Here is an 18,047-nt window from a genome sequence, read left to right on the forward strand (position 1 = left end):
AGTTCGGTGCTGACCAGCGGGCTGCTTGCCCAGCAGGGGCAACCTCCGGGGCAGGGAGGCGCGCCGGAGATCGATTATCTGGCGATCCTGCCGATCATCATCATCTTCGGTGCCGCGGCCGTCGGTGTGCTGCTTGAAGCCGTGCTGCCCAAGCATCAGCGCTGGTCGGTCCAGGTTGGACTGTCCATTCTCGCTATCGTGGGCGCTGGGCTTGCCTTCGCCTACTACGTGAGTGACGCGCCGACCGAGGGCATCACCACGATTGCCGGCGCGCTGTCCATCGATCAGCCCGCGCTGTTCCTCTGGGGCACGCTGCTGGCGCTCGGCTTCGGTTCCATCCTGTTGATCGCGGATCGCTCGGTGGAACCGGGCGGCGCTTTCGTTGCCGAGGCGGCGATCCGACCGGGCACCGTGCAGGATCGGGCGCAGGCGCAGACCACTGGCATGCAGACCGAGGTCTTCCCGCTGGCGTTGTTCGCGCTCGGCGGCATGATGACCTTCTGCGCGGCGAACGATCTGCTGACCATGTTCATCGCGCTCGAAGTGCTGAGCCTGCCGCTGTACCTGCTGTGCGGGCTGGCGCGGCGTCGGCGCTTGCTTTCCCAGGAAGCGGCGGTCAAGTACTTCCTGCTCGGCGCCTTCGCTTCGGCGTTCTTCCTGTACGGCCTCGCGCTGCTCTACGGTTACGCCGGTTCGGTGAAGCTGGCTGATATCGCTACCGCGGCGGCAGGCACGGACCGTTCGGACGCGCTGCTGTTCGGTGGTCTCGGCCTGCTCGTGGTCGGTCTGCTGTTCAAGGGATCGGTCGGCCCGTTCCACACCTGGACGCCGGACGTTTACCAGGGTGCGCCGACGCCGGTGACCGCGTTCATGGCCGCCTGCACCAAGGTCGCCGCGTTTGGCGGGATGCTGCGGGTGCTCACCGTCGCGTTCGAGTCGACGAGCTGGGAATGGCGCGGTGTGCTGTGGGGCGTCGCGATCGTGTCGATGGTGATCGGCGCGATCCTGGGGCTGACCCAGACCGACGTGAAGCGCATGATCGCGTACTCCTCGATCGCGCACGCCGGGTTCTTACTGATCGGCACGATCGCCCTGACCGACCAGGGTGTTTCGGCCACGATGTTCTACCTGCTTGCCTACGGCTTCACCACGCTGGCCGCGTTCGGCGTGGTGAGCCTGGTGCGCGATTCCAGTGGCGAGGCGACCCACCTTTCCCAGTGGGCTGGCCTGGCCAAGCGGTCGCCGCTGATTGCCGCGGTGTTCACCTTCCTGCTGCTCGCGCTCACCGGTATCCCGCTGACGTCCGGCTTCGTCGGCAAGTTCGTGGTGTTCTCCGCCGCGATCGAGGACGGGATGGCGCCGCTCGTGGTGATCGCGCTGGTGGCCAGTGCGGTCGCGGCGTTCTTCTACCTGCGGGTGATCGTGCTGATGTACTTCAGCGAGCCGGCCGAGGATGGTCCCACGGTCAGCGTGCCGGGGACCTTCACCACGGCGGCGATCACGCTCGGTGTCGCGGTGACCGTGCTGCTCGGTGTGCTGCCCACGGTGGTGCTGGATTGGGCAACCGCTGGCGGCGGCTTCGCCTCCTAGCTCGAAATTCGCGTTCAGCGGGCTAACCGTTGATTTTGTGGCGCGTTTAGCGGGCTAACTGTTGGTTTTGGCGAGGCCGGCTGGCGTGAGCCGGCCCACGTCATGAGTCGGCGGGCGAGCTGCGGAAGTCCCCGAGTCGGGCATTACGCTTGAGTAGATGAGATTCCCTGCTCGGCGGGTGTGCGCTGGGCAGGGGTTGTGTTCAGCCGAGCCGGGAGTGCCGCAGCCGTGACGACGAAGGATTCGATCAGCAGCGATCCGCCCATCGCCGATCCACCCGCCGCTGGCCTGTCGATAACTGATTTGCGCAGCACGGTGGGGCTGGAGTTCGGCGACACCGCGCTGGTCGAGGCGATAGCGGGCGGGATGGCCGAGGTCGAGGCCATGCTCAGGGAGGTAGCACGCAGCGATGTGGCCTTCGTGGACGAGGCCGCGTCGCACCTGGTGCAGGCCGGTGGCAAACGCTTTCGTCCGTTGTTCACGCTGCTTGCCGCGCAGTTCGCGGATGGATGCACGAAGGATGTGGTCACCGCTGCCGCCGCGGTTGAGCTGGTGCACCTCGCCACGCTCTATCACGACGATGTGATGGACGAGGCAACCATGCGGCGCGGTGCCGACAGTGTGAACGCGCGCTGGGACAACACGATCGCGATTCTCACCGGCGATTTCCTTTTCGCGCACGCTTCCCGGTTGGTCTCCGATCTGGGCACGGACGCCGCCCGCATCATCGCGGAAACCTTCGGTGAGCTGGTAACCGGCCAGATGCGCGAGACCGTGGGCCCTGCCGCGGATGAGGACCCCGTCGAGCACTACCTGAGCGTGATCGATCAGAAGACCGGTTCGCTGATCGCCACCTCGGGCCGCTACGGCGGCATGTTCTCCGGGGCGGATGCGGCACAGACCGATGCGCTCTACCGGTACGGCAAGATCGTCGGCGCGGCCTTCCAGATCTCGGACGATGTGATTGACATCGCATCGCCGGCGACGGAGTCCGGAAAAACGCAGGGCACGGATTTGCGGGAAGGTGTGCGCACGCTGCCGATGCTTTATGCGCTCGCCGAAGAGGGCGGCCAGGGACGGCTCACCGACCTGCTGGCTGGCCCGATCACCGACGACGCGGAGGTCGATGAGGCGCTCGCCCTGCTGCGCGACTCGCAGGGGCTCAAACGGGCAAGGGTGACGCTCGCGGACTATGCCGAGCAAGCACGCGCTGAGCTGGCCGTGCTCCCGGAGTGTTCGGCCCGGCAGGCGCTGTATGCGATGGCTGATCACCTGGTGGCCCGCACACACTGAGTATCCGAAGCATTGGTGCCGTGTCGGTATATCTACTCAGAGGTAGGATCATGTCCGCGATTGGTCTCCCCGGTGCGGGTGATGATCGGTTACCCGGCATGATGTCGGCCGATGTGGTGGCGTAACGCGAAGCGCTGCGTCACGCTCGCCTACTAAGGTGGTTTGCCGGATCGGCACCCTGTCCACCGGGCTGCTGCGGGTCCACCGGGCTGCTGCGGGCGAGCGGGACAGTGGAAAGGAGTCGGAATGCCGATATTCGGCCAGGTCTGGCTATGGAGCCTGCTCGCGTTCCTGGTCGGCGTGCTGCTGACCTGGCTGATGCTGGTGTTGCCGGCACGTGGTCGGATCAAGCAACTGGAGCGTTCGCTGGCCGAGGCCAACCAGTCCCAGCCGGCGTCCGCGCCAGCGTCAGCCGCTCCCGTCGCGGAGCGTTTCGAGCACCACCCATTGAGCGGGTACGACGAATGGGATGATCCGGACTGGCAGGCCGCCGGCCCGGAACCGGTCGAACAACTGCACGGTTTGGCGGCCGAGCCACCCGAGCCGCCAGGTAGGCCGCAGACCACCGAGACCCATTCGCCGGAGCCGGTGCCCGAGGAAGAGCTGGCTGCCGAGCCAGAGCCGGTCGAGCAAGGGGCTGTCGAGCAAGGGGCCGTCGAGCAAGGGGCCGTCGAGCCTGACGTAGAGCCAGCGACGTCCGAGTCCACGGAGGATGCGGTTCCGGCGCCCGCGGCTGAGCGCCCTGCCGATGCGCGGGATTGGTTCGCCGAGGTGGCGACCGACCAGGCGGAGGAGCCGCAGGACGCCAGCGAAGCGGACACCCCCGCGGATCCGGAGCCATCGATTTCCAGCAGGCTGGGCGGCAGTAGGCTTTTCGATTCGCCGGATCAGGCCGACGGGAAACCCCTCGATTCGGCGGATCCAGGCGGCGACGCACAAGAAGCGAAGCCGAGCGACCCGTTCGCCGGCCTGCCTCGACGCCCGGGTGTGGCCCCGCCCGAAGACGACGCGGAACAGACCATGGTCCTGCCAAAGCGGCAGCCGCGCCGGGCGCAGAGTGATTTCGATCAGCCACAGCCGGCGCAGCCGATTCAGCCGGTGCAGCCTTCGATGCGGCCGATGGCACGTCGGGAGTCAGCCGAGGACAGTCAGCGGGCCGTGAGCGGCTCACTTTTCGAGCCGGTGACGCCGCCAAAGCGCGCGCGATCGGATAACCAGCAAGCGGGCGCGGTCGAGGCGCCGCAAGTCGCCCAGGCGCAGCCAGCGCCCGGCGCGCATGTTGCGCCAGGGCCTTTCGGCGAAGGCTCGGCTATGCCATTGCCGGGTGGGGCGCGGCCATCGGAGGAATTCGCGGTGAAGGCGAGCGTTACCGCGCTGCGCTACTGTACCGCGGATTCGCCGGAGTTCAGCCGGATCGTTGCCGAAGTATGGTTCCGCAGCGCGGAAGACGCGGAGCGAGTGGGTTTCCGACCGCTCGCCTGAGTGCTTTCCCGGCCGCTACCCTTGCCGCACGCGGGTCGAACCGGTTCGCGTAGCACGGACGAGGGGTTCGAATATGGCGACCGATCTTGCCGCTGCCGCCGCGATTCTTGGCGATCCAAACTCTTATGCGAATGAACACCGGCTGCACGAGGCCTGCGCGATGCTGCGTCGTGATTCGCCGGTGCACTGGGCTGAACCCGAGTGGGCCTACCCGTTCTGGGCGATCACCAAACATGCGGATGTCCAGGAAGTCGAGCGTAACCACGAAATATTCCGGAACTCGCCGCGTTCGGTACTTACCCGCAAGGAGATGGATGATCTTCGCGAGCAACAAGGTGAGTACATCCGTTCGCTGGTACACATGGACAATCCGGATCACAAGGTTTACCGGGCGATCGGCGCGGACTGGTTCAACCCCAGGGCAATGCGCAAACTTCAGCTGCGGGTCGATGAGCTCGCGGCGAACTATGTGGATCGGATGGCCGAGCTCGGCGGGAAATGCGATTTCGTCGCTGATGTGGCGGTGCACTACCCGCTTTACGTGATCCTGTCATTGCTCGGGTTGCCGGAGAGCGATTTCCCGCGGATGCTGCAACTGACCCAGGAGTTGTTTGGTGGGGCCGATCCGGACCGTCGGCGGGGCGAGTCGCAGGCCGACCTGATGGCGCCGCTGATGGATTTCTTCAACTATTTCAACGAGTTGACTCGGGCGCGGCGGCAGTCGCCCACCGATGATCTCGCCTCGGCGATCGCCAATGCGGCGCCAGGCGGCGAGTACCTGAGCGATCTGGATGCCGCCTCGTACTACGTGATCGTGGCAACGGCAGGGCACGATACGACCAGTTCCAGCATCGCCGGCGGGCTGCACGCCTTGCTGACACATCCGGAGCAGCTGGCCAAACTTCGCGCGGAGCCGGCGCTGTTGCCGACCGCGGTCGAGGAGATGATCCGCTGGGTCACCCCGGTGAAGTCGTTCATGCGTACCGCGGTCGAGGACTACAGCCTGCGCGATGTGCGGATTCATGCTGGGGAGTCGGTACTGCTTTCCTATCCTTCGGCGAACCGGGACGAGGACGTGTTCGAGGATCCGTTCACGTTCGACATCGCGCGTAACCCGAATCGGCACCTCGCCTTCGGTACGGGTGTGCACTACTGCTTAGGTGCCGCGCTGGCTCGGATGGAGGCGCGGTCGCTGTTCGCCGCGCTGCTGCCGCGACTACGCGACATTGAGCTGGCCGGCGAACCGCGGCAGGTGGTCACCACGTTCGTGGGCGGCCTCAAGTACCTGCCGATCCGCTACCAGCTCAACCCTTCGGTATTTCAACGGTTAGCCCGCTGAACGCGAACTAGCTGACCGTCCAGGTGTCGTTGCCGCGGATCAAGCTTTGCAGGTCAGCCGGTTTGGCCTCGGCAGCCTGTGCGGTCTGCGCCCTTGCCGCGTCGTCGTAGGTCGTGCGCGGCGCGTTGCGGAATACGCCCGTAACGGTATGCGTGAGCGCCTGGTCGCCAAGCCGGGACAGCGCGAAAGCATACGTCGGGTCGTCCGTTGTGGCGTCGTGTACCACGAGCCCTTCCTCGCCGACTTCGCTGACCTTCGCGACGTCCAGCCCGCCGAAACCCGACCGTACGACGCCGTACTCGCCATCCGGCCCGAACCGGATCGGCTCGCCGTCGGTCAGCGGGATGATCCGCCGCGCCGCCTCATCGCGATCCTTCAGCACATCGAACGCGCCATCGTTGAAGATCGGGCAGTTCTGGTAGATCTCGACCAGCGCGCTACCGCGATGCTCGGCAGCCTGCCGCAACACCTCGGTCAGCCCCTTCTTGTCCGAGTCCAACGCGCGCGCTACGAATGTCGCTTCCGCGCCCAGAGCCAGGGAAATCGGATTGAACGGATGGTCCAGCGATCCCATCGGGGTCGACTTGGTGACCTTGCCTTCCTCGGAAGTGGGCGAGTACTGCCCCTTGGTCAATCCGTAGATCCGGTTGTTGAACAGCAGAATCTTCAGGTTCACGTTGCGGCGCAGCGTGTGGATCAGGTGATTGCCGCCGATCGAAAGCGCGTCCCCATCCCCGGTGACGACCCAGACACTCAGATCGGGGCGGGTCACCGCGAGCCCGGTGGCGATTGCCGGCGCACGCCCGTGAATCGAGTGCATCCCGTAGGTGTTCAGGTAGTACGGGAAGCGGCTGGAGCAGCCGATGCCGGAGACGAAGACGATGTTCTCGCGTTTGAGGCCCAGCTCAGGAAGGAACGCCTGCACCGCGTTCAGCACGATGTAGTCGCCGCAGCCCGGACACCAGCGAACTTCCTGGTCGGACTTGTAGTCCTTGGCTTTCTGCGGCTCGTCGGTGGTCGGCACGTCGGCGAGCCCGCCAAGCTGGGGCAAGCCCAGGTCGATCGCGGTCATGCCTTGGTCTCCTTGGCTCCGGTGACGATATCGGTGAATACGCCTTGCAGTTCTTCGGCTTTGAACGGCAGGCCGGCGACCTTGGTGTAACTGACTACGTCCACCAGGTACCTGGCCCTGAGCAGCAATGCCAGCTGGCCCAGGTTCATTTCCGGCACGACGACCCGGTCGTAGCTGGCGAGTACGTCGCCGAGGTTCGCCGGAAGTGGATTGAGGTGACGCAGATGCGCCTGTGCGATCGGCATACCGCGCGCCCGTACCCGGCGGCAGGCTGCGCCAATGGGGCCGAAGCTCGAGCCCCAGCCGAGCGCGAGCACGCGTGCTTCGCCATTGCTGGGGTCATCGACGGTCAGGTCCGGCACCGTGACGCCATCGATCTTCGCTTGCCGCAGGCGAACCATCTTGTCGTGGTTATCCGGGTCGTACGAGATATTGCCCGAGCCGTCCTGCTTTTCCAGCCCGCCAATGCGGTGCTGCAGATCGGCGGTGCCGGGAATAGCCCATTCGCGGGCCAGCGTTTCCGGATCGCGCACATAGGGCCAGAATTCGCCCGAACCGTCTGGCGCATTCGGCTCGGTGGCAAACCGCACCGAAAGGTCCGGCAGGTCCGCGACATCCGGGATCAGCCACGGCTCCGAGCCGTTCGCGATCGCGCCGTCGGAGAGCAGCAGGACCGGCGTCCGGTAGGTCAGGGCGATCCGCGTCGCCTCGAGTGCGATATCGAAACAGTCCGCCGGCGAGCAGGGCGCCACAATCGGCACTGGCGATTCGCTGTTGCGGCCGAACATCGCCTGCAGCAGATCGGCCTGCTCGGTTTTGGTCGGCAATCCAGTGGACGGCCCGCCGCGCTGCACATCGATCACGACCAGCGGGAGCTCGGTCATCACGCCGAGCCCGATGGTTTCCGACTTCAGCGCGACACCGGGGCCAGAGGTGGAGGTCACGCCGAGCGCGCCGCCATAGCTGGCGCCGAGCGCGGCGCCGATCCCGGCGATCTCGTCCTCGGCCTGGAAGGTCAGGATCCCGAAGTTCTTGTGCTTGCTCAGCTCATGCAGCACATCGCTTGCCGGCGTGATCGGGTAGGTGCCGACGAGCACCGGTAGCTTTGCCTGCTGTCCGGCGGCGACCACGCCGTAAGCCAGCGCGGTGTTGCCGGTGATCTGCCGGTAGGTACCTTGCGCCAGCTTGGCTGGCGCGACCTCGTAGGTGACCGAGAACGCCTCGGTCGTCTCGCCGTAGTTCCAGCCGGCTCGGAACGCGAGGATGTTCGCCTCGGCCAGTTCGGGCTTCTTACCGAACTTCTCCCGCAGGAACCGTTCGGTGCCCTCGGTCGGCCGGTGATACATCCAGGAAAGCAGCCCCAGCGCGAACATGTTCTTGCACCGGTCGGCGTCCTTCTTGCCCAACCCGGTATCGGCGAGTGCACCCTGGGTCAGCGTGCCCATGGCGACCTGGTGCAGCTGGAACTTGTCCAACGAGTCATCCTCGAGCGGATTCGACTCGTAGCCGACCTTGGCCAGGTTCCGCTTGTTGAACTCGTCGGTGTTCACGATGACCGTCCCGCCATGCGGGACGTCCCCGATATTCGCCTTCAGCGCGGCTGGGTTCATCGCGACGAGCACATCTGGCCGATCGCCTGGGGTCAGAATGTCGTAGTCGGCGAAGTGCAGCTGGAAACTGGAAACGCCAGGCAGCGTGCCCTGTGGAGCGCGGATCTCCGCCGGAAAGTTGGGCAGTGTCGCCAGGTCGTTGCCGAACGCCGCCGCCTCGGAGGTGAACCGGTCTCCGGTGAGTTGCATACCGTCTCCGGAGTCCCCAGCGAACCGGATAACGACACGGTCGACCTTGCGTACGTCGCTGACGGCTACCGACTGGCCGCCGTCGACATTGGTACTCATCGGCTCGCGAATCCCTCTTCTCTCGCTGCGCCTTTGCTTATCCTGCGGTAAGGCCAGCCTTGGTTAGGCCATCCTTTGATGTTAGACCTACTTCGAAGTTAAGCGTTCGGCGTGTCACTGTCTGGGAAAGCGGTACAGGTCACAATCCGAACCGGTTTACGTACCGATCAAGTGTGGCTGATCCGCTTGGTTAGTCGGGTCTGGTTGCCGGCGAGTCCTGTTGACCGGCCGAGCTTGTGCTGGCGCGCAGCCGGGCAAGGCGCTCGGTGAACTCCGGCGAGTTCAGGGTTTCCACCTGCTTGGCGAGCTCGAGCCGGACCGCCGCGTCGTGGTCAGGCAACGTCCGGGTGTGTTGCATCGTCCGCTTGGTGGTGCGCAGCAGTTCCCGTGGCGCGGCGGCCGCGCCGGCGGCCAGTTCGATCGCGCCGTCCAGCAACTCGCCGTGCGTGCCGGACACCACGCGGTGCGCCAGGCCAGCGCGGTAGGCCTCGTCCGCGTCCATGACCTGGCTGAACAGGGTGATCGCGGCGGCGGTCTGGGCATCTACCGCGCGCTGCAGCATCCAGGTCATCCCGCCGCCCGGATGAATACCCAGCTTCATGAAGCGCGCGTCGAACCGGGCGTCCGTTCCGGCGAGGCGCACATCACAGGCGAGCGCGAGATTCAGCCCTGCGCCGACCGCGGGCCCGCCGACCGCGGCGATCGTAGGCAGGGAGCTGTCCGCGACCGCGAGGAAGCCCGCGTAGATGCGTCGCAGGCCGTCCTCGGTCGCGGTGCCGAGCGCGGCGAGATTGGCGCCCGCGCAAAACGCCGGCGGGGTGCCGGTGACCACCATCGCGTGTACCGAAGGATCCGTTTCGCAGGTAGTGACCGCGTCGGCGAGCTGCGCGGATAGCTCGAGGGTCAGTGCATTGCGCGTATCTGGCGCGTGCACGGTGAGCACCGCCACCGCGCCCGATCGCTCGATGTGTACCGAGTCCATCCCGGCATCCTGGCATGCGTCCCGCCCACGTTCAGCGGGCTAACCGTTGATCAGAACACGCGTTTAGCGGGCTGAACGTTGATTCGGGCGCGCGTTCAGCGGGCTAAACGTGGTTATCGGAGGTGCGTGCGGCGCGCAGTTCGAGCGTGCAGCACTTCGGTCCGCCGCCCGCTTTGCGCAGCTCAGAGATGTCTACGGGCAGTACCTGATAACCCCGCGCACGCAGCTGCTCGGCCAGCTCGGTCGCTTCGACTGGCAGCACCACGTGCTCGCCGTCGCTGACCCCGTTCAGCCCGAGGCAGGCGGCATCGGCCGCGCTGGCCAGCACCGCGTCCGGGAACAGCCGGCGCAGCACCCGCCGCGAGCCGGCGGAGAACGCGTCCGGGAAGTAGGCGATACGCGGCCGCACGGGGTCGTCGTTCAGCACGAACAACGCGGTGTCCAGGTGGTAGTAGCGCGGATCGGTGAGCCGCAGCGAGACCACCGGAACGCCGAGCACCTCCTGCGCTTCGTCGTGTGCCGCCTTATCGGTGCGGAAACCGTATCCGGCGAGCAGCAGGCCGCCGGTCCACACGAAATCGCCTTCGGCCTCGTTCACGGCCTCCGGCATCACCACTTCGCGATAGCCCTGCTCGACAAACCACCGCCGGTAGTATTCGGCCTCCGGCGCCCGCTCGTCCGCGCGGAACCTGGCGCCGAGCACCCGGCCGTCGATCACCGTGCCGGAATTGGCGGCGAAAACCATATCCGGCAGCCCGCGCTGCGGCTCGATCTCGTCAACGGTGTGCCCGAGCTGCTGGTAGGTGTCCCGCAGCCGCTGCCACTGCGCCATCGCCAGCTCGACGTCGACCGGCTGATCCGGGTTCATCCACGGATTGATCGAGTACTCGACGGTGAAATAGGTGGGCGGGCACATCAAGTAGCGACGGGTGCTGGGCTCACCGGGCGTAGCCGGCTGGGCTTCGGTGCGCGGGGCATCGATGATCGACGTCATGGTTCGAATGTATGGCCAGGATCATGTGGCCTTCAACGGTCGTACATTGCGGGTTATCCGGCAAAATGTTGCGTATGGATCCTCTAGATCAGCGAATCGTTTCGTGCCTGGTGGCGAACGCGCGAGCGAGCTATGCGGAGATCGGATCGAGCGTCGGCCTGTCCGCACCCGCGGTCAAACGGCGCGTTGACCGGCTGCTCGACGCGGGCGTGATCCGTGGGTTCACCGCCGTGGTCAACCCCGAAGCGCTCGGCTGGGGCACCGAGGCTTTCGTCGAGGTGCACTGCAGGGGCAACGTGGCGCCCGCGCGGATCAGGGCAAGCCTGGAGCCGCTGCCGGAGGTGGTAGCCGCCTACACCGTCTCCGGCGCGGCCGATGCGATCGTGCAGTTGCGCGCCGGCGATATCCACCACCTGGAGACCGCACTGGAACGCCTGCGTGGTGTGGACATCATCGACCGCACGGTGTCCACGGTGGTGCTTTCCACCTTGCTGGAACGTTCACCAGAGCCAACTCGCGCGCCGGCGGATCAGTAGCGATACCGGACCTGCGTTGCCCGACCGGTAGCCGGCGAGCAAGGATTGCCAGTGATGAACGTGCGAGCGAACCCCGGCGCCCGGATCAGGACGAGGGCGAGGCGCCAGCCAACGAAACTGTGGCGACTACCAGTACTCAGCGTGGTTCGAGTAACGCCCCGAATGGCGCGGGTCACCGTCGGCGGGCCGGAACTCGCCGATTTCGCGGGTCCGGGCACCGATCAGCACGTGATGCTGTACTTCTACCCGCCAGGTACCGAGCTGCCCGAGCCACTCACGTTGGAGACCGCGCGCCAGCGAATGTCCAGCATCCGTCCGAGCATGCGTAGCTACACGATCCGCCGGCACGATCCCGTGCGGCACCAGATAGATATCGACTTCGTGCTGCATGACCATGGCGGGCCAGCCGCGGAATGGGCGCGCAGGGCAGAGGTTGGCGATGAGTTGATCTTCGTGGGTCCATCGCCGGCGTTCGAGCCGGATCACCAGGCGGAAGCGCTGGTCCTGCTCGGTGACGAGAGCGCGTTACCGGCGATCGGCGCGATTCTCGACGAGCTGCCGGCCGGGCTGCGGGTGCGGGTGTACGCGGAGATCGAGGATGCCGCCGAACGGCAGCAGCTGGCCAGCTCGGCTGATGTGGCGATTACCTGGGTTCAGCGGGACCGGGGGGACACCTTGCTCGCGGCCCTACGAGCCGAAGGGCTGCCCGCCGAGGCACCGCAGGTGTGGGTGGCGGGGGAGCAGGAGCAGGTACGAGCGTTGCGTAGCTATCTGCTGACCGAATGCGGCTTGCCGCGGGATCGGGTGCGACCCACCGCATACTGGCGCCGTGGAACCACGCAACCCGGTTAACCGTTGTTCTTGTGGGTTGCGAGTCGTTTACTCGGAGGCGTTTCGACCGTGCACAAGCACTACAACGGATTGAAGACAGCGTTGCTGCTCGGGGGGCTGAGCGGGCTGATCGTACTGGCGTGCGCGCCGTTCGGCACCGGGGCATTGTTCATCGGGCTGGCGATCGCGCTGGCGATGAACGGCTACGCGTACTTCAACTCGGACAAGCTCGCGCTTCGCGCGATGCGCGCACGGCCAGTGTCCGAAGCGGAGCAGCCCGCGATGTACCGGATCGTGCGCGAGCTGGCGACCACCGCGCGGCAGCCGATGCCCCGGCTGTACGTGAGCCCAACGCAGGCACCGAACGCGTTCGCCACTGGACGGAACCCGCGCAACGCCGCGGTCTGCTGCACGACAGGGATCCTCGATCTGTTGAGTGAGCGGGAACTGCGCGCGGTGCTCGGTCATGAACTATCCCATGTGTACAACAGGGACATTCTGATTTCGTGTGTCGCCGGCGCACTCGCGAGCGTGGTCAGCGTGCTGGCGAACCTGGCGATGTTCGCGGGTATGTTCGGCGGGGCCAACCGCGATGGTCCTGGCCCGATCGCCGCGCTGCTGCTCGCCTTGCTCGGCCCGGTTGCCGCGGGCGTCGTGAAGATGGCGGTCAGCAGGTCCCGCGAGTACCAGGCCGATCAGTCCGGCGCGGAACTCACGGGCGATCCACTTGGGCTGGCTTCCGCACTGTCCAAGTTGGAGCACGGAACACAGCGCGCACCACTTGCCCCGGAACCGAAGGTGCTTTCCCAGTCACACCTGATGATCGCCAATCCGTTCCGGCCTGGCGAGCAGATGTCGCGACTGTTCTCCACCCACCCGCCGATTCCGGACCGCATCCGGCGGCTCGAGGAGATGGCCCGGCGCGGACCGCTCGGCTGAGCGCGAGCACCAGACTCAGCCGTTGGCGCCAGCCGCGCGGGCTACCGACATCACGTAGTCGCCGTAGCCGGACTTCGCCAACTTGTAGCCAAGGGCGAAACAGGAGTCCGCGTCGATGAATCCCATCCGTAGCGCGATTTCCTCGAGACAGGCGATACGCACCCCGGTGCGATGCTCGAGTACCTGGACGAACTGCGCGGCCTCGAGTAGCGAATCATGCGTACCGGTGTCCAGCCAGGCGAAGCCACGACTGAGGTTCACCAGGCTTGCCCGCCGTTGTGTCAGATAGTGCTGGTTGACGTCGGTGATCTCCAGTTCGCCGCGTACCGAGGGGCGCAGGCCACGCGCGATGTCCACAACCGAACTGTCGTACAGGTACAGCCCGGTAATTGCCTTGTTGGACTTGGGATTCGCGGGCTTCTCCTCGATCGAGACGAGCCGCCCATCGGTATCCACTTCGCCGACGCCGTACCGGCGCGGATCCTTCACCGCATACCCGAACAGGGTGCATCCATCCAAAGTGGAAACCTGCTCCTGCAGCATGGTGGAAAAGCCCTGCCCGTAAAAGATGTTGTCGCCAAGGACCAGTGCGACGTCGTCATCGGCGACGAAATCCGCGCCGATCAGGAATGCTTCGGCAAGGCCGTTCGGTTGGGGTTGCTCCGCATAGGCAAGTCGCAGCCCCAACTGCGTGCCATCGCCCAGTAGGCGGCGGAAGTTGGGCAGGTCGGTAGGAGTGGAGATGATCAGGATGTCCCTGATCCCGGCGAGCATCAGCACCGAGATCGGGTAGTAGATCATTGGCTTGTCGTAGACCGGCAGCAGCTGTTTCGATACCGCTTGGGTGATCGGATGCAGCCGCGTGCCGCTGCCGCCAGCCAGCACGATTCCCTTCACGAAGCCCCTCCCAGGCCGATAGCCCGTCGACCGCGCCGTGCGGTATGCCGGTCAGGCGGGACCCTTGTCGAAGTATGCCTTGCATACCCCATCCGAGTCGAAGTCTGCTGAAATCTGCAGGATGTTTTCCCCATTGTCGACCGGCAGCAGGGTTGAGCTGAAATTCGGGCAGGTGTCGTTGCGCGGTTTCGGCACATGTACCGGTGCTTGGACCTCGTACCATTCGCCGCTGCCGAAGTTGTCATTGGCCAGAATCATCTGACCGTTACCCGGCGCGGGTTTGCCGTCGCTCTCCGTGTAGATCTGGCCGATATGCAGGATACGCGTGCCGTTGCGGCCGCCGGGCGCGAGCGAGATGGTCTGCGCGTGCTGGAAGTACCGGCCGTTCGGCGTCTGCACCCTGGTGCCGTGTTCCTGGGGGCTGCCCCAGTTCGCGCCGTCGGCGGAGATCTTGAAGTACGAACCACAGGCATGGTCCGGCAGGTTGCAGATCTCATAGGACATGTAGTAGCGGCCGTCCGGGAGTTTGCGCACGATCGGCATACCTGGCCGGAGCGGATCCGGTGCCACCCGCATGGTGTCGCGGCGCTCGCCCCAGCTCACCCCGTCCGTGGAAGCCTTGCGGACCAGGATCTGGCTGTACTGCGGCGCATCCGTCTCATCGGCGTAGTGCACCCACAGCACGCCGTTGGCATCGACGTTGAACTCCGGCTCCCACTTGCCGTCGTGGTTACCCGACCGGTCCACTTCGGACAGGAAGGACCAGGTGCGGCCGCGGTTGGTGCTCTGCCACACCTTGATGCCGATTCGCCGATTGTCGCCCGCTCGCTGACCCATGCTGGCGGCCCACAGCAGGGTTCCCGCCCGCAGCTCGCCCACCTGTTGGGGCAGTTCGTAGAGCGTGGCGCAGCACTGGCCGTTCGGGCCCTCCGGATCGCGTACCTCGCCGACCTTCCGGAAGCTCTCGCCCTCGTCACGGCTTTCATAGATCGGGCTGTAGTCGCCCTCGCCGTCCCTGCTGTTCACCGTGGCGAGAATCCGCCCATTACCGATGGGCTGGTGTTCCAGGCGAACCAGCCGAGGGTAGCGGCCCTGGCCCTCGTGCAGCAGCTCACCGGAGGCGCCGGCGCGCACCGTCTCATCCGCTGCTTCGGGTGTACCGGTAGCCGCGACTGGGTGCGCGAGCATGATGACAAGCAGACTACTCAGCAACAAGCCGAGACGGGCGACCGAACGGGGCATCGTACTTCTCCGGAATCGTGCGGATACTCGCCGCGATCACGATGCCACATCCGGAGCGGACGTGGTGAAAAACCAACAGAATTAAGGTTAGCGATAGTTGGTGAACTGCAGCGCGATATCGAAGTCCTTGTTCTTCAGCATCGCGATGACATCCTGCAGGTGATCCTTCTTCTTGCCGGTTACCCGGAGCTGGTCGCCCTGGATCTGCGCCTGCACGCCCTTCGGGCCCTCATCGCGGATCGCCTTGGAGATCTGCTTCGCCTTGTCCGTCGCGATGCCTTCGAGGATCTTGCCGGTCGCCTTGTACACCTTGCCGGAGGCGGCTGGTTCGCCCGCGTCGAAGGCCTTCAGTGAAACGCCGCGCTTGATCAGCTTCTCCTTGAACACCTCGATCGCGGCCTTACAGCGCTCCTCCGTGTCGGCCTGGATGACAACGGCCTCCTCGCCGGCCCAGCTGATCTGCGCGTTGGTGCCGCGGAAGTCGAACCGGTTGCCGAGTTCCTTGCCAGCCTGGTTGAGCGCGTTGTCCACCTCCTGGCGGTCGACCTTGCTGACCACGTCGAAAGATGGATCTGCCACGGTGCCTCCCCGATGACATTAGGCGATTGGTGGGTGCCCGCCGACTCTACGCCGGTACCGGCCACGAGCAGCGTGCGAGGTTGTCGCCGCCCCGTTGTTCGTGCTCCGGACCGGTTCGGTAGAGTTTGTCCCTGGCCGACGCGTTGGCCACAACCAGCCGGGTTGCCCGAGCGGCCAAAGGGAGCTGACTGTAAATCAGCCGGCACAGCCTTCAGAGGTTCGAATCCTCTACCCGGCACACCAGCCAAAATGCCCCCGTGGACTGCCTGCGCAGGACGCGGGGGCATTTTTGTGCCCACCGGGTACGGGCAAGGCGCGCCGACTGGGGGATTTTCCCGCCCTGCGACGGCGTGTCGACAGTGCACGCCGTGCCGGCCTACCGGTGGAACCTGTACAAATGAGACATGGGACGCCCCACCACGAACGGTTCAGCCTCGCCCGACTCGACGCATCTTGATCTCGCGGTGGACAACGTGCGACGCCTGGCGAACACCGGGCCGGATCCGCGTCGTCCCAGGGCCGTGGAGGTTCGGCGGTTCCCGACCATCCGCAGGCTGGTGCTGGCCGCGGTGCGTGCCGGCAGGACAGCCGTACCGATGCATGGCCTCTTCGAGGTCGACCTCACTGAAGCCCGCCGGCAGCTGGACACCGGCCAGATGTCGTTGACGGCCTTCGTCGTTGCCTCCGTCGGCCGGGCCGCAGCGCTGCACCCCGAGGTGCACGCCTACCGGAACTGGCGTGGTGACCTGCGCATGCACCACTTCGTCGATATCGCCACGCTCATCGAGATTCCCAGCGATGGCGGCAAATTCGGCCTCGCCCACGTGGTGCGGGACGCGGATATCCGCAATGCGGACGAGGTAAGCGGCGAACTCGACGCGGTCAAGGCGAACCCGAAACGCAGCGCGAACGGGCGCAAGCTGAACAAGGCCACCCGCGCGGCGATCCGGGTCCCCGGGCTCGCCTCGGCAGCGGCCGTCGTGGCCCGCCGCTCCAGCCGGCTGCGCCGGATGTCCGGCACGGTTTCGGTCACCTCGGTCGGCATGTTCGGCGGTGGCGGTGGCTACGCGATGGCGCCCCCCGGCCCCTCCTCGCTGAAAGTCGTCGTCGGTGGCGCCAGCGTGCGCCCCGCGATCATCGACGGCGAAGTGGTGCCGAGGGAGATGCTGAACCTGACCGTAACCTTCGATCACAACGTGCTCGACGGAGCGCCGGCAGCCCGTTTCGTGGCGGATCTACGGCGAATCATCGAATCGGCCGAAGTACTCGGCTAAAACTTGCAGCAATCTAAACCGCAGGAAACTCCCAACCTATCGGGTTGCCTGTCGGTGCTTGACTAACTGTGGGTGTCGGTCCGGCGCTTGTCCGTGACCGGTATGCCCGGATCTGGTGAAGCCGGCAAACCAGGGCCACGGGTAAATGCGTTTCCACTAATAGCCAAGTATTCGGAGGTGTATCAGTCATGCGCATTTCACGGCTGAGCCGGAGAACCACCCAACGAGTTGGCGCCCTACTGCTCGGCGTCGCGTTGGCCCTCGGGGGGCAAGCGATCGGGCTGACCGCGGTCGCGGTACCAGCCAGCGGCGCAGGTGCCGCCCAGTGCGCGGACGAGCCGACGTTGCCCGCCGGCTATGACTGGCGGACGCTGCCGAACGAGATCTCGCGCACCTTGTTGCCGACCGACTGGCGGTCCGAACCCGCGACGCCCGAGCCAACCCTGGTCCTGTGGGACGCGAGCAAAACCGTGCGGGTGCAGCTCACCACCGCGAACCAGTCCGGAAGCGCGGCGCGAACACTGCTCGAGCGGCACGAGACCAACTCGGCGGCGCTGGACGACTACGTGCTCAAGCGGTTCGACGACGCACCGAAGAACGGTTACCAGGACACGGCGGAGTACGAGTTCACCTACCGGCAGGGTGCCCAGCTCGAACACCAGGTGGTGCGCGGTTGGCAACGCGGCGATCAGTACATCCAGGTCGCCTTGATCGCCCCGGAACGTCACTTCGAGCAGTTCCGCATCGTTGCCGAGCGCGCCTTCGAGCTGGAGATCTACGGCTGAGGTGGCACCACGTTCTCACCCATCCGTGGTGTGGCAATTACCACAGGTGGCCTGGTGGGTCGCTCGGTTCGGCCGCGCCGAGCTGGGCGCCGCATAGAGCGGCCCGTTGCCAGGGAAAGTTGCAAGTTGCAGTTGACGAGCAGTGCGTGCGACTATCTGGACGCGCTGTAACAATTCGTGCAGGAGAATTGCTTGTCTACTGCTTGAGTAGTCCGCACGTGGAGTTACTGGCGAAGCAGGTTTAACTACACGCTACCGATCTCGCCCGAACGGGGTACAGTTACTTCCTCGTCAGGGTGTGATCGCAGACGGGT

Annotated in this window: 16 protein-coding genes and 1 tRNA gene; 10 read left to right on the top strand and 7 right to left on the bottom strand. The window is 65.6% G+C overall.

The genetic code is table 11. The features are described from left to right. The first annotated feature begins 6 nt into the window (after positions 1-6). The 4 genes from nuoN to EV191_RS14620 all read left to right on the top strand — a co-directional run bounded on the left by nuoN (position 7) and on the right by EV191_RS14620 (position 5,704). Positions 7-1,590: an NADH-quinone oxidoreductase subunit NuoN gene (nuoN, locus tag EV191_RS14605; RefSeq protein ID WP_424565466.1), complete on the top strand. Its 1,584-nt coding sequence runs from the start codon at positions 7-9 to the stop codon at positions 1,588-1,590. 246 nt (positions 1,591-1,836) lie between these two features. After that, positions 1,837-2,883 carry a polyprenyl synthetase family protein gene (locus EV191_RS14610; protein WP_424565467.1) on the top strand — a complete coding sequence of 349 codons (1,047 nt, stop codon included), beginning with the start codon at positions 1,837-1,839 and terminating at the stop codon, positions 2,881-2,883. Between the two features lie 246 nt (positions 2,884-3,129). After that, positions 3,130-4,365 (top strand): sunset domain-containing protein, encoded by a 1,236-nt coding sequence (locus EV191_RS14615; protein WP_132877584.1) that lies wholly within the window; start codon positions 3,130-3,132, stop codon positions 4,363-4,365. 73 nt (positions 4,366-4,438) lie between these two features. Then, a complete protein-coding gene (locus EV191_RS14620) occupies positions 4,439-5,704 on the top strand; it encodes a cytochrome P450 (protein ID WP_132877585.1) in 1,266 nt (421 codons plus the stop codon). A 7-nt stretch (positions 5,705-5,711) separates the two neighbouring features. On the opposite strand, the gene EV191_RS14625 is transcribed toward EV191_RS14620, so the two are convergent. From EV191_RS14625 to ddaH, 4 genes are all read right to left on the bottom strand, one after another. After that, positions 5,712-6,776: a 2-oxoacid:ferredoxin oxidoreductase subunit beta gene (locus tag EV191_RS14625; protein ID WP_132877586.1), complete on the bottom strand. Its 1,065-nt coding sequence runs from the start codon at positions 6,774-6,776 to the stop codon at positions 5,712-5,714. Beyond that, positions 6,773-8,674, bottom strand: coding sequence for a 2-oxoacid:acceptor oxidoreductase subunit alpha (locus EV191_RS14630; protein ID WP_132877587.1), 1,902 nt, complete (start codon positions 8,672-8,674; stop codon positions 6,773-6,775). Before EV191_RS14630 ends, EV191_RS14625 begins: the two co-directional genes overlap by 4 nt. 190 nt (positions 8,675-8,864) lie before the next feature. Continuing rightward, on the bottom strand, positions 8,865-9,656 hold the full coding sequence (locus tag EV191_RS14635; protein WP_132877588.1) for an enoyl-CoA hydratase: 792 nt from the start codon (positions 9,654-9,656) through the stop codon (positions 8,865-8,867). 103 nt (positions 9,657-9,759) lie between these two features. Continuing rightward, positions 9,760-10,650 carry a dimethylargininase gene (ddaH, locus tag EV191_RS14640; RefSeq protein ID WP_132877589.1) on the bottom strand — a complete coding sequence of 297 codons (891 nt, stop codon included), beginning with the start codon at positions 10,648-10,650 and terminating at the stop codon, positions 9,760-9,762. Positions 10,651-10,724: 74 nt separating this feature from the next. Between ddaH and EV191_RS14645 the strand changes: the two genes are divergently transcribed. From EV191_RS14645 to htpX, 3 genes are read left to right on the top strand one after another with little or no spacing between them, the layout of a single operon-like run. Continuing rightward, entirely contained in the window at positions 10,725-11,186 is a 462-nt protein-coding gene (locus EV191_RS14645) for an Lrp/AsnC family transcriptional regulator (protein ID WP_132877590.1), read from the top strand. Positions 11,187-11,240: 54 nt separating this feature from the next. Further along, the gene (locus EV191_RS14650; protein WP_132877591.1) at positions 11,241-12,038 is read left to right on the top strand and encodes a siderophore-interacting protein; all 798 of its coding nucleotides are present in this window, start codon (positions 11,241-11,243) and stop codon (positions 12,036-12,038) included. A gap of 48 nt (positions 12,039-12,086) precedes the next feature. Next, positions 12,087-12,956, top strand: a complete 870-nt coding sequence (htpX, locus tag EV191_RS14655) for a zinc metalloprotease HtpX (protein WP_132877592.1) — start codon at positions 12,087-12,089, stop codon at positions 12,954-12,956. A 15-nt stretch (positions 12,957-12,971) separates the two neighbouring features. Here htpX and rfbA read toward each other — a convergent pair whose 3' ends face one another. The 3 genes from rfbA to EV191_RS14670 all read right to left on the bottom strand — a co-directional run bounded on the left by rfbA (position 12,972) and on the right by EV191_RS14670 (position 15,674). Further along, positions 12,972-13,853 (bottom strand): glucose-1-phosphate thymidylyltransferase RfbA, encoded by an 882-nt coding sequence (gene rfbA / locus EV191_RS14660; protein WP_132877593.1) that lies wholly within the window; start codon positions 13,851-13,853, stop codon positions 12,972-12,974. A gap of 51 nt (positions 13,854-13,904) precedes the next feature. After that, positions 13,905-15,095: a sialidase family protein gene (locus tag EV191_RS14665; RefSeq protein WP_132877594.1), complete on the bottom strand. Its 1,191-nt coding sequence runs from the start codon at positions 15,093-15,095 to the stop codon at positions 13,905-13,907. 87 nt (positions 15,096-15,182) lie between these two features. Next, positions 15,183-15,674 carry a YajQ family cyclic di-GMP-binding protein gene (locus tag EV191_RS14670; protein ID WP_132877595.1) on the bottom strand — a complete coding sequence of 164 codons (492 nt, stop codon included), beginning with the start codon at positions 15,672-15,674 and terminating at the stop codon, positions 15,183-15,185. A gap of 156 nt (positions 15,675-15,830) precedes the next feature. On the opposite strand from EV191_RS14670, the gene EV191_RS14675 reads away from it, so the two are divergent. From EV191_RS14675 to EV191_RS14685, 3 genes are all read left to right on the top strand, one after another. Continuing rightward, a tRNA-Tyr gene (locus tag EV191_RS14675) sits at positions 15,831-15,912 on the top strand. Between the two features lie 166 nt (positions 15,913-16,078). Continuing rightward, positions 16,079-16,948 (top strand): 2-oxo acid dehydrogenase subunit E2, encoded by an 870-nt coding sequence (locus EV191_RS14680; protein ID WP_132877596.1) that lies wholly within the window; start codon positions 16,079-16,081, stop codon positions 16,946-16,948. Positions 16,949-17,136: 188 nt separating this feature from the next. Further along, positions 17,137-17,733, top strand: coding sequence for a hypothetical protein (locus EV191_RS14685; protein WP_132877597.1), 597 nt, complete (start codon positions 17,137-17,139; stop codon positions 17,731-17,733). Positions 17,734-18,047: the final 314 nt, after the last annotated feature.

This window comes from Tamaricihabitans halophyticus, from assembly GCF_004340875.1.
Classification (GTDB): domain Bacteria; phylum Actinomycetota; class Actinomycetes; order Mycobacteriales; family Pseudonocardiaceae; genus Tamaricihabitans; species Tamaricihabitans halophyticus.